11 protein-coding genes and 2 tRNA genes are annotated in these 13,488 nt (G+C 67.3%); 7 read left to right on the top strand and 6 right to left on the bottom strand.

The features are described from left to right. Nucleotides 1-33: 33 nt before the first annotated feature. The 3 genes from ACQ450_RS02735 to ACQ450_RS02725 all read left to right on the top strand — a co-directional run bounded on the left by ACQ450_RS02735 (nt 34) and on the right by ACQ450_RS02725 (nt 1,213). Nucleotides 34-1,020, top strand: a complete 987-nt coding sequence (locus ACQ450_RS02735) for a polysaccharide deacetylase family protein (protein ID WP_431470407.1) — start codon at nt 34-36, stop codon at nt 1,018-1,020. Further along, a tRNA-Ile gene (locus ACQ450_RS02730) sits at nt 1,011-1,087 on the top strand. Before ACQ450_RS02735 ends, ACQ450_RS02730 begins: the two co-directional genes overlap by 10 nt. 49 nt (nt 1,088-1,136) lie before the next feature. Beyond that, a tRNA-Pro gene (locus tag ACQ450_RS02725) sits at nt 1,137-1,213 on the top strand. A gap of 32 nt (nt 1,214-1,245) precedes the next feature. Here the strand turns inward: ACQ450_RS02725 and ACQ450_RS02720 are convergent. The 3 genes from ACQ450_RS02720 to ACQ450_RS02710 form a co-directional block, all read right to left on the bottom strand. Then, nucleotides 1,246-2,292 (bottom strand): AI-2E family transporter, encoded by a 1,047-nt coding sequence (locus tag ACQ450_RS02720; protein WP_431470406.1) that lies wholly within the window; start codon nt 2,290-2,292, stop codon nt 1,246-1,248. A gap of 281 nt (nt 2,293-2,573) precedes the next feature. Further along, nucleotides 2,574-2,879 (bottom strand): hypothetical protein, encoded by a 306-nt coding sequence (locus ACQ450_RS02715; RefSeq protein ID WP_188055000.1) that lies wholly within the window; start codon nt 2,877-2,879, stop codon nt 2,574-2,576. Nucleotides 2,880-2,988: 109 nt separating this feature from the next. Beyond that, nucleotides 2,989-4,044, bottom strand: a complete 1,056-nt coding sequence (locus ACQ450_RS02710) for a phytase (RefSeq protein ID WP_431470405.1) — start codon at nt 4,042-4,044, stop codon at nt 2,989-2,991. Nucleotides 4,045-4,115: 71 nt separating this feature from the next. Between ACQ450_RS02710 and ACQ450_RS02705 the strand changes: the two genes are divergently transcribed. Further along, the gene (locus ACQ450_RS02705; protein WP_431470404.1) at nt 4,116-6,362 is read left to right on the top strand and encodes a TonB-dependent receptor plug domain-containing protein; all 2,247 of its coding nucleotides are present in this window, start codon (nt 4,116-4,118) and stop codon (nt 6,360-6,362) included. A gap of 156 nt (nt 6,363-6,518) precedes the next feature. Here the strand turns inward: ACQ450_RS02705 and ACQ450_RS02700 are convergent, their stop codons facing one another. Continuing rightward, nucleotides 6,519-6,773 carry a hypothetical protein gene (locus ACQ450_RS02700; RefSeq protein ID WP_188054998.1) on the bottom strand — a complete coding sequence of 85 codons (255 nt, stop codon included), beginning with the start codon at nt 6,771-6,773 and terminating at the stop codon, nt 6,519-6,521. A gap of 216 nt (nt 6,774-6,989) precedes the next feature. Further along, nucleotides 6,990-8,372 carry a M28 family peptidase gene (locus ACQ450_RS02695; protein ID WP_431470403.1) on the bottom strand — a complete coding sequence of 461 codons (1,383 nt, stop codon included), beginning with the start codon at nt 8,370-8,372 and terminating at the stop codon, nt 6,990-6,992. A 130-nt stretch (nt 8,373-8,502) separates the two neighbouring features. Here ACQ450_RS02695 and ettA point away from each other — a divergent pair, with 130 nt between their 5' ends. From ettA to ACQ450_RS02680, 3 genes are all read left to right on the top strand, one after another. Further along, nucleotides 8,503-10,182: an energy-dependent translational throttle protein EttA gene (gene ettA / locus ACQ450_RS02690; RefSeq protein ID WP_431470402.1), complete on the top strand. Its 1,680-nt coding sequence runs from the start codon at nt 8,503-8,505 to the stop codon at nt 10,180-10,182. A 113-nt stretch (nt 10,183-10,295) separates the two neighbouring features. Next, nucleotides 10,296-11,231, top strand: a complete 936-nt coding sequence (locus tag ACQ450_RS02685; protein ID WP_431470401.1) for a hypothetical protein — start codon at nt 10,296-10,298, stop codon at nt 11,229-11,231. A 12-nt stretch (nt 11,232-11,243) separates the two neighbouring features. After that, nucleotides 11,244-11,957, top strand: coding sequence for a DUF3108 domain-containing protein (locus ACQ450_RS02680; RefSeq protein ID WP_431470400.1), 714 nt, complete (start codon nt 11,244-11,246; stop codon nt 11,955-11,957). Between the two features lie 12 nt (nt 11,958-11,969). Here ACQ450_RS02680 and ACQ450_RS02675 read toward each other — a convergent pair whose 3' ends face one another. After that, nucleotides 11,970-13,451 (bottom strand): M48 family metalloprotease, encoded by a 1,482-nt coding sequence (locus ACQ450_RS02675; RefSeq protein ID WP_431470399.1) that lies wholly within the window; start codon nt 13,449-13,451, stop codon nt 11,970-11,972. Nucleotides 13,452-13,488: the final 37 nt, after the last annotated feature.

Genomic DNA, 13,488 nt, shown 5'->3' with positions numbered 1-13,488 from the left:
CCATGGCCGGATTCGTTCGGGACGCGGTTCACCGTGTTCGTCGACACCGAAGAGGAGTTCGACTGGAGCGAGCCCTTCCGCCGGGAGGCGCGCTCCACCACGGCCATCGAGGCGCTTCCGGAAATGCATGCCCGCTTTGCCGAGCGTGGCGTGCCGGTGGCCTATCTGGTCGATCATCCGGTCGCCATGTCGCCGGGCGCGGTCGCGGTGCTGCGCCGGTTGCTCGACGACGGCTGTTCGACGATCGGGGCGCAGCTCCACCCGTGGGTCAATCCGCCGCATGACGAGCCGGTCAGCGGGCCGAACAGCTTCACCGGCAATCTGCCGCGCGCGCTCCAGGCGGCGAAGCTGCGCGAGCTGACTCAGGCGATCGACCGGGCATTCGGGTTCCGCCCGCTGGTTTATCGGGCCGGGCGCTACGGCCTCGGGCCCGATACGCTCGCGCTGCTCGCGGCCGAGGGCTATCGCCTCGATAGCTCGATGCGGGCGGCCTATGACTATTCGGGTGAAGCCGGGCCCGATTTCTCGGCGATCGGCAACCACGCCTTTTTCGCGGGGCCTGAGCGTGCGCTGGTGGAGCTCCCGCTGACCACTGTCTTCATTGGGCGAGCGCGCCGCGCGGGGCCTGGCCTGCACCGCGCGCTCGGTCGCGTTCCGCGCGGGCGCGGCGTCGCGGCCCGCCTGGGGCTGCTGTCGCGTGTCGCGCTCACGCCCGAGGACATGCCGCTCGACGAAGCGCTGGAGGCAGTGCGCATCGCGCGGGGCGAAGGTGTCCGGATCCTCAACTTCTCCTATCACTCGCCGTCGCTGGTGCCCGGCCACACGCCCTATGTGCGCGATGCCGCCGAGCTGACGGTCTTTCACCGCTGGTGGGAACGGATGCTCGACGCGCTCGATCGCCACGGCGTCGCGCCGGTCTCTGTCGAAGCGGTGCTGAAGGCTGCCGATGCGGCGCGGCCCGCAGTCGCTTGCAGGAAGACCGGAACCTCCGCTATCGCCGGTGGCGCTGGGGGCCTGTAGCTCAATCGGTTAGAGCTGGCCGCTCATAACGGCTAGGTTGCGGGTTCGAGTCCTGCCGGGCCCACCAGCGGCCGCTCTTGTGCGTTCGCTCTCAAGCGCCTAGGCGGCACGAGCGTCGGGGAGTGGCGCAGCCCGGTAGCGCGCTTGCTTTGGGAGCAAGATGTCGCAGGTTCGAATCCTGTCTCCCCGACCATTACCCTGCCGAGACGCGCCCGTGCCGCTACGTCAGCTGCGGGCGCGGGGTTCCTCCCGCTCCAGTGCTTCCTCGACATAGAGCCGCTGCACCAGCACATAGGTGACCACCGTCAGCGGCGCGGCCAGCAGCACGCCCAGCGCGCCGAACAACAGGCCGAAGCCGATCAGCGAGAACAGCAGCACCACCGGCGGCAGGTGCACCGCATATTGCTGCACCAGCGGCTGGAGGAGATTCCCCTCGACTTGCTGGATCACCAGATAGAGGAGGGCGGTCCACACCGCGAGCATCGGATCCACCGCGAGCGCGAGCAGCACCCCCGGCACGGCCGCAACGATCGGGCCGATCAGCGGAATGAATTCGAGCAGCGCCGCGATCAGGCCCAGTGCCAGCGCGCCCGGCACGCCGAGCAGCCACAGGCCCAGCCCGGTCAGCACGCCGACCACGGTCATCGAGATGAGCTGGCCCTTCAGCCAGAGCCGGAGCGCCTTGCCGCTCTTGTCCAGCGCGTCCGCTGCGACGTCCCTGCGGCGCGGCGGGAACAGCCTGATGGTCCCCCGGCGGTACATCCCGGGCTGCGCGGCGAGATAGATGCCGCCGACGATCACGACGATTGCGTCGGTGATCCCGCCGCCGATCGCCAGCACGAAGCGCCCGGCATTGGCCAGCACGGCGCCTGCGCTGTCGCGGATGCTGGCTACCGCCTGCTGCAGCTCGCCGTCCAGCCCAAACCGCACCAGCCGTTGCTCGAGCGCCGTCCAGGCGTCCGGCAGGTTTTGGGCGACTTCCTCCACTTCGGCGCTGATCTGCTCGCCGAACAGCCAGCCGCCCAAACCGAGGGCCGCAGTGATGGAGATCACGCTGATCGCCACCGCGACACCATCGGGAACCGGAAGATAACGCAGGATTCTGCGGGCGAGGGCGCGGATGATGACGCACACTAGGATCGCGCCGAAGATCAGCAGCAGCATCGACCGCAACTGCCACAGCAGGAATACCAGGCTCGCGAGCCCCAGGACGATCAGCACGCGTCCGATGAAGCCGAAGGAGCGGGTCCGGGTGTCGGATGTGTCGGGCAATGGATCTCCTCCCCGCGGCTTCGATGCGCGCAACCGTCGGCTTTCACAGCGTTCCGCGCGCTGGTGAGTTCCGAGGGGCTGGGCGCAGTGCGCCTGTGGAGGAGCGGAGTGGGGCGGCTCGCCGGAGTGCGGTCACGGCCGAAGCGAGCGCGGGGGCCGAACGGTCACGGGTCGGCCGGTTATGGGAGGGAAAGGGGAGGGAGCGGCGCGGGAGAAGGCGGGTCCGGGGCCGGGGCAGTGAATATTCCGGGCCGCGGGAGCGCCGCGGCCCGGAAGGCGGATCACATGTCGGGGCGTCCGTCGGTTTCTTCCTCGATCTCGGCTTCGGTTGCTTCCGCGCCATTCTCGATCGCCGCACCGGTCTGCTCGGCGCCTTCTTCGATTTCCTGGCCGACTGCCTCGGCGCCCTGCTCGACGTCCTGGCCGAACTCGGAAGCCTCCTGGCCCACCTGATCGGCACCGGCTTCGATATCGTCGCCGATCGCGTCCGCGGCCTGCTCGGTCTGGGTCTCGGCTTCCTGGCTGCATGCGGAGACGCCAAACGCGGCGAGCGCGGCCGCAGCGGGGATCAGAATTGATCGCTTCATGGAAATTCCCTTCGTTCCTGTATCGCCGCCCCGTGCGGTAACGGCTTCCGAACGCGCGCCGGAGAGAAGCTGGCGCGCGGGCGGAGCCTAGGGGAGCCGATCGCCTACGTCAAAGCTCCAGCGCGGCGCGAATCGCCCGCCAGTCGACCAGCTTGAAGTTCTGCGGTCCGCCGGTGTTCACATCGTCCTGCACCACGACCAGCCCCTGCGGATAGGGGCCCACCGCGCCCCCCAGCGCCGCGACTCCGTCGGTCCCGGTCACTGCATCCGCCGCGTCCGATCCGGTCACGCGAAAGCGCCCGCGATACACGGGCATGTCGCTGCCCAGCTGCCACACCGCGAAGGCGTCGTCGCCCTGGCTCGATCCGATCAGATAGCGCGTTCTCCCGTCTTCCAGGATGGCGAGACCCTCGACATCGGCGACCAGCGCGCCGTCGCCGACGGCCGAGACGAGCACCGGCGGCGCGCCGGGATCGGTAAGCGTGAACCGCCACACGCCGCGGTTTTCCTCGCCGATGAAGAGATCGCCGGTCGCGTCGTCGACCACGCAGCCTTCGGATTGCGAGGCGAGGCGGAAGCGCACCTGTTCGCTGCCCCGCAGCTCGGTGCCGTCCCCGTCGAGCCGGTAGAGCCGCACCGCGCCGTCCTTGGCGACCAGCACCGCGACGAGCGTATCGTTCCAGCGCCCCAGGCACATGCCATAGGGTTCGCCGACGTCGGAGGCGATAAAGCCCGCGGGCACGAGTTCGCCGCCGGGGCTGTAGCGATACAGCGCCACGCCCATCCGCCCCCGGTCCGATGCTGCCGCGATGAAGCCATCGCCGTCCGGGCGCAGGTCGACGTTGTTGAGCAGCCCGTCGGGCAGGAACTGCAGCACCTCGCCGGTCAGATCATAGGCATAGAGGCCCGCTTTCTTGTCGGTGCCCAGGATCACTCCGGCAACGTCGCGGCTGGCGAACCGCGTCGTATTGCCGCCCGCCGGCACCCAGATCGCCGGGTCGTCGGCCGCGTCCACCGAGGCTGCGCTCTCGACCGGTCGCGTCTCTGCGGCGGCCTGCACCGTGCTTGCCGGCAGCAGGACCTGCGGCGGTGTGGCTGCGGTGCAACCTGTGACCAAAATCGCGCCTGCAACGCCTGCGAAACGAGTCCGTAGCATCGGTGTCATGTTCCTCCTGTTCTCCGCGAGCGTGATTTCACGCGGCACCTAGGCCGCTAATCCAGATGGGGGAAGTTTTCATGACGATGTCGCGCCTTCTCGGCGGGGCTGCCCTTGCGGCGCTCGCCACTGCCACGCCTGCCCTGGCCCAGAACGCCGCGCCCGGCGAAACGGCCGCGCAGACGGGAGCCGAACAGACCGAACAGAGCGCGCAGGACATCCTCGTCACCGGTGAGATCTTCTTCCGCAATCGCACCCAGGATCCCAATCCCGTGCTGTCCTACGACCTGGAGTATTTCCAGCGGTTCGAGCCGGTGTCGGTGGGCGAAATGCTCAAGCGCGTGCCCGGCGTGACCTTCACGTCCGACGTGCTCGAATATGATCAGGTCCAGTTTCGCGGCCTTCCGGCGGGGTTCACCCAGGTGTTGATCAACGGCCGCCGCGTGCCCGGCGGCGAAGCGGACGGCAGCTTCTTCGTCGATCGCATTCCCGCCGAGCTGGTCGAGCGGATCGAGATCGTCCGCTCGCCCCGCGCCGATCAGCCGAGCACCGGCGTCGCCGGCACCCTCAATGTCGTCACCAAGGAAGCGGTCGCGTTCGAAGGCGGTTTCGTGAAGGGCGGCGCGTTGTTCAACGCCGACGGCGAAGTGCGTCCGTCCGCGGCGCTCGCCTATTCGGGGCATCTTGGCGATCGCACCGATTTCTGGCTCGCGCTCAACTATCAGGAACGGCGCAATCCCAAGGAGAAGATCTCCTACCGCTTCGGCGGCGAGCCGGAGCAGCTCGACGCCGACGAGGCGACCTATGTCGCCGACCCCGAGTTCGACGATCTCGAGCGTCAGGACGATACCCGCGACGGTAGCGATCTTTCGGCCAGCGCCGAGATCTCGACCGAGATCGGCAACGGCGGGCGGTTCCGGATCGGCGGGCTGATCGTCGACACCGATCGCGACGAGCGCGAGCGCTCGCTCACCTTCGAAGGCGACACGCTCGATTTCGACGAGGTCGAACTACAGCATGAGGACATCAGCCAGCAGACCTATGCCGCGACTTTCGACGGCCGACTGCCGCTCGGAAACTTCGAGCTGGGCGTCGCCGGCGGCTGGAACGCCTATCGCGAGCGCACCGACGTGATCGTTTTCGTCGGCGACAATGAAGACGATTACGAGGATGTCGAGATCGACGAAGAGGAGAGCATCGCGATCGACGACGACGAATATACCGGCACCTTGTACGGCGCCTGGTCGAATGCGGCCGGACTGCGGATCAAGGCCGGGGTCGATTTCCTCTCCAAGCATCGCGAGGGGCTGAACGACGGACTGCTCACGTCCGACGCCTTCACCATCGAGGAAGAGCGCTACGACCCCTATCTGCGCGTCACGCAGGAATTCGGGTCGGAGTTCACGGTCGATGCCGGACTGCGATACGAAATCACGCGCCGCGACGTGATCGGGACGGCCGCCTCGGGCTCCTACGACTCCGAAATGCTCAATCCGTCGCTGCACCTGCGCTACGCCCCGGACAGCGTGAACCAGTTCCGTGCATCGTTCGCGCGCACGGTTCGGCGTCCGAACTATGATCTCATCTCGCCCTATGAGCAGGACGAGACGCCCGGCGACGACGATCTGACGATCGGCAACCCGAACCTGCGCAACGAACAGGCCTGGGGTCTTGATGTCGGCTATGAGCGCCGGCTGGGCATGCGCGGCATCGTCGGCGTCAATCTCTTCTATCGCGATATAAGCGATCTGATCGAGCTGGTGGTGACCCGCGCCAACGGCCCCGATGGGCAGAGTTTCACGCCGCGCAACATCGGAGACGGCGAGACCTGGGGTGTCGAAGTCGATTTCTCCACTCCGGTGCAGCTGTTCGGCTTCGGCCAGACCGGGCTGTTCGCCAACTATACCTATCTCGACAGCACCACGATCGATCCGTTCACCGGCGAGGAGCGGCGGTTCAACAACCAGCCGCACCATATCTACAACGCCGGGTTCATACAGAATGTCGCGCCGGCGGAGCTGAGCTTCGGGGCGACCATCTCGGGCCGCAGCGAAGCGTTTGAATCCAATTTCGACGAGCTGGTGTGGCTGCGCTACGATCCGGATCTCGAGGCCTTTGTCGAGAAGCGGTTCGGCAACAGCTTCGTCCTCCGCTTTTCGGTGCAAAACATCCTCAATCGCGAAAAGAAGGAGGATTTCCGCAAATATGACGGGGATTCGCTGACCGAGATCCTCGAAAATCGCGCCGCGGGCGATCTCGACGAATATGAGATCGAGCGCGAGGAATCGGGGCAGCTTTTCCAGGTGACGCTGCGCGCCGCCTTCTGATCCGTGAGGGTGGCCGGCGCATGCGCGCGCCGGCCGCCGTGCCGCAAGCCCCCCTCGGGTGCCTGTCGTCGGAGCATGAAAAAAAGGGCGCCCCGTTCGGGACGCCCTTTTCATTTCGACGCGAGGCCGAGCCGCTCCCTCGGGAGCGGCGCACCATTACATGGTGTCTTCGGCTTCCATCGCATTGTCTTCGACCATGTCGGCCTGGTTCTCGAGAACGTCGGCGGTGTTCTCGTAGACGTTTTCCATCATCTCGTTCGAAGCCATGTCGGCGGCGTTCTCGTACATCGCGGCATTTGCCTCGAGTTCTTCGATCATGTTGGCCGCGGTGTCGTTCTCGACGGTCGCCGGCTCGCAGGCGGCGAGCGTCATCAGGCCGGCGGCAGCAGCGACAGTGAGGATCTTCTTCATCTCGGTTGCTCCCAAAGAAAAGCAGTCATTTCGCATCCGGCCCGAATGCCGTCGCGAAGTCGCCGCAATAGCGCGGCGCGTGGGCGCGTCAACGTATATTCAGCTTCTGGCAAGGTTAATCCGCGGTTTTCCGCCGTTCCGCTCGTTGCGCAGCGCAGCAGAAACGCGCGAATCGCTTCTTTCGAAACGCTCGGGACGTTCCGCAAGCGAATCGGGTTACCGCATTTCTGCCATGTTCGGGGCGAGTTCCTCGGGGGCGTTCGCTGCCAGCGCGAGCACGGTCGTCCACGCCGCCACATTCTGCTGCAGCTGCTCGCGATCGATCTTGTCGAGCGTGTCGTCGGGGGTGTGGTGATAGTCGAAATAGCGCGTGCCGTCCTGCGCCAGATCGATCGCCGGAACGCCCGCGCGGACCAGCGGGCCGATGTCGGCGCCACCACCGGCGGGGGTTGCCGACCACGCGATGCCGAGCGGCGCCAGCGCCGCGGCCATCCGCTGTTCGAGCGGTTCCGCCGAGGCAGGAAGCCCGCTGCTCACTTGCCACACGCGATCCGCGCCGAAATCGGATTCGCCGGCCAGTACGTGATGCTCGTCCTTGTGCGCGTCGAAATAGGCCCGGCCGCCGAACACGCCGACTTCCTCGGCGCCCGCCCAGAGCAGCCGGATCGTGCGGCGCGGCGTGCCCGCCTCCATCACCCGTTTGGCGGCGGCGGTGACGATGCCGCATCCGGCGCCGTCGTCGAACGCCCCCGTGCCCAGATCCCAGCTGTCGAGGTGGCAGGCCGCGACGATGATGCCGGCGTCGGGATCGCTGCCGGGAACCTCGGCGATCACGTTGCCCGACTGGCGCGGCCCGATCTGCTGCGGCGTCAGCACCAGCCGCACGCGCACCGGGCGCCCGCGCGCGAGGATGCGCTCGAGCTGCTCGGCGTCGGGCAGCGCCAGCGCGGCGGCGGGGATCGGCGCGACGCCTTCGGGAAAGCTCGTGCCGCCGGTGTGCGGGTTGCGATGATAGTCGGTGCCGATCGAGCGGATCAGGATCGCCGCCGCGCCCTTGCGCGCCGCAATTGCCGGACCGGCGCGGCGCGCCTGGCCGAACTGGCCGTAATGCGAGCCGTCCTGCGTCGCGCGCATCGCATGGCTGACGAATGCGATCTTGCCGGCGAGACTGCCGTCGGGCGCCGCCGCCAAATCGGCGAAGGTCGGGAAATAGACGACTTCGGCCTCCAGCCCCTCGGGACCGGTCGCGCCCGAATTGCCGAGCGCGGTCAGGTGCAGCGGCTGCGGGAAGGGCGCGGTCACTTCGGCGCGTTCTTCGCCGCGCACCCACACCGGCATGTCGAACGGCTCGGAGCGGACATTGGAGAAGCCGAGCGCGCGCAGCCGGGCGACTGCCCAGTCGCGCGCCCGCGCCTCGGCTTCGGTGCCGGCGAGGCGCGGACCGACTTCGGTGGTCAGTCCTTCGACGATGTCCCATGCGACGCTGTCGTCGAGCGCCGCGTCGCGCATCGCCGCGACGTCGGGCGCAGTCTGGGCAAGCGCGGGGAGGGGAAGGGCGAGCGCGGCGGCCGCGGCGAGCAGGGAGTAGCGAAGCGTCATGGCGCAAGTGCTAGCCCGGCGGATGCGGCTTGCCAATCGCCTCGATGCCCGCCGCGTTGCCATCGGCGGTGGCGATCGCTACATGCGCGGCAACTTCCCGCAACCTTGCCTACCAACGGAGACCGCTCCCGTGGCCGCCCAATACGCGTTCGTCATGAAGGACATGACCAAGACCTTCCCCGGCGCACCCAAGCCGGTGCTGTCGAACATCAACCTGCAATTCTATCAGGGTGCCAAGATCGGCATCGTCGGCCCCAACGGCGCCGGCAAGTCGACCCTGATGAAGATCATGGCCGGGATCGACACCGATTTCTCCGGCGAGGCGTGGCCGGGCGAGAACATCACCGTCGGCTATCTGCCGCAGGAGCCGCAGCTCGATCCGAACAAGACGGTGCTCGAGAACGTCAAGGATGGCGCGCGCGACGTGGCCGACATGGTCGATCGCTTCAACGCCATCTCGGCCGAGATGGGCGACCCCCAGGACGACACCGATTTCGACGCGCTCATGGAGGAGATGGGCGAGCTTCAGGCCAAGATCGACGCGGTCGACGGCTGGACGCTCGACAACCAGCTCGAGATCGCGATGGAAGCGCTGCGCTGCCCGCCCAGCGACTGGTCGGTCGAGAATCTGTCGGGCGGTGAGAAGCGCCGCATCGCGCTCACGCGCCTCTTGATCCAGAAGCCGTCGATCCTGCTGCTCGACGAGCCGACCAACCATCTCGACGCCGAAAGCGTCCAGTGGCTCGAAAACCACCTCAAGGAATATGCCGGCGCGGTGCTGATGATCACCCACGACCGCTATTTCCTCGACAATGTCGTCGAGTGGATCCTCGAGCTCGATCGCGGGAAATACTTCCCCTACGAAGGCAATTACTCGACCTATCTGGAAAAGAAGGCCAAGCGGCTCGAGCAGGAGGATCGCGAGGAATCCGGGCGCCAGAAGGCGATCAAGGACGAGCTCGAATGGATCCGGCAGGGCGCCAAGGGTCGCCAGACCAAGTCCAAGGCGCGTATCGCCAAGTTCGACCAGCTGGTCGAGGCGCAGAAGGATCGCGCGCCCGGCAAGGCGCAGATCGTCATCCAGGTGCCCGAGCGTCTCGGCGGCAAGGTGATCGAGGTCGAGAACGTCACTAAGGCGTTCGGCGACAAGCTGCTGTTCGAGAATCTGTCCTTCTCGCTTCCCGCCGGCGGCATCGTCGGCGTGATCGGCCCGAACGGTGCCGGCAAGTCGACTCTGTTCAAGATCCTCACCGGTCAGGAACAGCCCGATTCGGGCACGGTCGAATTCGGAAGCACGGTGCACTTGGGCTATGTCGATCAGAGCCGCGACGATCTCGATCCCAAGCACAATGTCTGGGAAGAGATTTCCGACGGCCTCGACTATGTGAAGGTCAACGGCCACGACATGTCGACCCGCGCCTATGTCGGCGCGTTCAACTTCAAGGGTCAGGACCAGCAGAAGAACGTCGGCAAGCTCTCGGGCGGCGAGCGCAATCGCGTGCACATGGCCAAGATGCTCAAGCGCGGCGGCAACGTGCTGCTGCTCGACGAGCCGACCAACGACCTCGACGTCGAGACGCTCGGCGCGCTCGAGGAAGCGATCGAGAATTTCGCGGGCTGCGCCGTGGTCATCAGCCACGATCGCTTCTTCCTCGATCGTCTCGCGACTCACATCCTCGCCTTCGAAGGCAACAGCCATGTCGAATGGTTCGAAGGCAATTTCGAAGCCTATGAGGAAGACAAGCGGCGCCGCCTCGGCGATGCCGCCGATCGTCCGACCGCGCTGGCGTACAAGAAGCTGACGCGCTGACGACGCACCGGCCGCGACGGGGTCCGCTCGCACGAAGCGAGCGCACCTCTCGCGGCGGGGCCGCCGATCGCGCGGGGCTGGTAGGGATTGTGTTAGTCGGCTAACACGGCTCCATGATTCGGTTCCTCGTCGCGGCCATGCTCGCGTTTCTTCCGGTTTCCGTTGCCGCGCAGCCGGCGGGCGAGGAGCAGCCCTTCACCTCGCACGTCGCGGAATTCGATCGCTTCGCGGTGGAGACCGCCACGATGGAGCGTGCCGAGCGAGTCGCGCTGTTTCGCGCCCGCTTCGCCGACGTGTTCCCCGGCTTCTACGCGCTGCGCGGCCGCGATGAAGCGCGGCACGAAGCGCGCATCGCGCAGGCGCTGGAAGCCTATCCGCGGCTGCGCGAGCGCATTCTCGCCGTCGACGCTGCGTTCGCGGAGAGCTTCGCGACCGGCCTGCCGCGCATGCAGGCCGTCTTTCCCGATTTCGGCGTCACCATGCCGGTGCATCTCGTCCATTCGATGGGGGAGATGGATGGCGGCACGCGCACCATCGACGGCACGACCTACCTGATCTTCGGCGCCGACATGATCGCGCAGCTCCACGATGCCGAAACGGTCGGCCCGCTGCTCGATCACGAGCTCTTCCACATGTACCACAAGCGCTTCTTCTCCTGCGAGCCGCTGTGGTGCTCGGCGTGGCGCGAAGGACTCGCCACCTATGTCGCCGAGCGGATGAACCCCGGCGCCACCGATCGCCAGCTGCTCTTGCACTTGCCGGTTTCGCTTCGAGAAGCAGTCGATCCACGGTTCGACGAGGCGATGTGCCTGCTCGCCGCGAAGCGGAATTCCGAGGAAGACGCCGATTATGCGCCGTTCTTCTATTTCAGCACCGATGGCGCGACCGGCTTCCCCGGCCGCTTCGGCTATTATCTCGGCTATCGGATCGCACGGCAGGTGGGCGAGGGCATGTCGCTCGAGGCGCTCGCGAAGCTGACGCCCGAACAGGTGCGTCCCCGCTTCGACCGGGCGATCACCGAACTCGCCGACTGTTCCGGGACCGAGTGAAAGGAGAGCTTCATGCCGTTGCTGAGCACGATCCTGCTGCTGCTGGGACCGCAGGCCACCAGCCTCCCCGGCATCGACGGCACGCGGCTGGCGCCGGGGAGCGCCTGTTATGCGGTGTTCCGCGGCGCTCGGGAACTGGGAGCCACGCTCCAGACGGTGGAAGCGACCGAAGTCGATGGCGTGCCCGCCTGGGACATCGTCGTCCATCAGCGGCTGGCGGGCGGCGCGTTCGATCTGCGCGACCATTTCGTCCTGCGGCGAACCGACCTCGCGCCGATCCGCTTCGACAGCCGCGACGCGGCGAAGGCGGCGCGGACCGGTCATCCGCACACGGTGTCGCTCGCCTATGCGGCAGATCATGTCCATGGCAGCCGCACCGCCGAGGGCACGACCACGCCGATCGACGTCGCGCTTCCGGGGCCGGTGCTGGAGGGCAATCTCTGGGGCCTCACTTTCGGCGCGCTTCCGCTTGCGGAGGGTGCGGCGTTCCGGCTTCCCTTCTACCAATATGACAAGGGCCTCGGCAGCTTCTCGATCGCGGTCACCGGGTCCGAGACGGTGAAGACGCCGCGCGGCCCTCTGGAAGCCTGGACACTCGCCGTCGATCCCGGCTCCGGGGCGGAGACGACCTATCTGATCGCCAAGGCCGATGGTGCCGAGCTCGGCGCGCGTTCGCCCGGCGGGTTCTCCACTCGGCTCGGTGGGAACTGCGCCGGACTTGGCTGAGCGCGCTTCGCCTCAATAGGTCACGATCTTCACGCGATCGCCTGCGCGCAGCGTCGAGTCCCGAGAGAGGCTGTTGAGCACCAGGAAGCGCTCGAGCTGGTTGCTCTCATAGTCCATCCGCGCCGCGAGCGACGCGATGGTGTCGCCCGCGCGGACCGGCACGACCCGCAGATATTTCGGCCGGATCTGCGCCGCTTCGGACTGGCTCAGCGTGCGGAACGACTGGACGAGCGAGCTCGCCGCGCCCAGCCCCTGGCCGGCAGGGGTGAGCACCGTGAAGTGATAGGCTCGGTTGCCTGCCGAATAGGCGAAGACCGTGACGTCGACCTGGCTCTGCCCCGTGTTCGCCCGCACCTGCGCATAGGCGGCGGGCAGCCCGTTGACGCGCGTGGTCTGCACGTTCGCGGCGGGAAGGTTCGTGTTCGCCCCGCCGAGCGACTGGAGGACCGACCGCACATAGCCCTGCAGATCGCCCGAGAAGGACGCGGTCGAGAATTGCGCCTGGGTGTTCGGGCCGGTGATCGTCACTGCGCGGGTGCCGTTCGTCATGCTGAAGCCCTGCGGCACCGTGAAGGCGATCTGCAGCTCGGGGTGGCGGAAGGTCCGGCCCTCGATGATCCCCTGGCGCGGATTGTCGCCATAGAGCATGCCGTCGATCGCCGAGAGATAGGCGTCGCGGTTGCGCGGAAGCTCGGTGCCTCCGGCCTGCTGCGCCTGCGCCAGCGCCTCGCGGACGCGGCTTGCCGGATCGGGATGGGTGCTCGCCCATTCGGGCAGGATGCGCGCGTCGCCCGCCAGCTGCTGCTCGAGGTTGTTCTGTTCGGCGAGGCTCGCGAGCATGCTCGCCAGCGCCTCGGTGTCGTAGCCCGCGTCGAGCAGATAGGCGACGCCCAGATCGTCCGCCTGTTCTTCCTGGCTGCGCGAATAGCCGAGCGTCGCCAGCTGCGTGCCGGTGCCGATCCCCTGGCCGAGCAGCTGGCCGAGCCCGGAATCGCCGGCGACGGCGCCGACGAGCAGCTGGCCCAGCGCGCCGAGCAGGCTGTTGCGGCTCGCCGCCTCCTGCCGCCGCTGGCTGTGCCGCGCGGCGACATGGCCGACCTCATGGCCCAGCACTGCCGCCAGCTCGGCCTCGTTGTCGATCAGCGCGAGCAGGCCGCGCGTGATGTAGATATAGCCGCCGGGCGTCGCGAAGGCGTTCGCCACCGGGCTGTCGAGCACGGTGACGGTGAAGTCCTGCGGCGTGGCGGAGAGGCCCGACTGGGTGGCGACCCGGCGCGCCACCTGCTCGACATAGGCCGAGGGCGCGCCGGTCCAGGCGCCGCCGAATTCCTCGATCAGCTGGGCGCTCGATTGCTGCCCTTGCTGGCGCTCGGCACTGCTGATCGGCGCAGCCTGACCGGGCACGACGGGCGGGGCCGAGGTGAGGCCGGTGGTGCACGACGCCAGCGCGAGCGGCGCGGCGCAGACGGAAAGCAGCAGGCGTTTCGAGAACATGGCGTTCCTCCCCTGAAGTGACAGGAGAGGAAAACGT

Origin of the sequence: Sphingosinithalassobacter sp. LHW66-3 (assembly GCF_050703275.1) — a bacterium.
Taxonomy (GTDB): domain Bacteria; phylum Pseudomonadota; class Alphaproteobacteria; order Sphingomonadales; family Sphingomonadaceae; genus Sphingomonas.
Note: the sequence above shows the minus strand (reverse complement) of the source record. Positions and strands in the feature narration are given on the sequence as shown.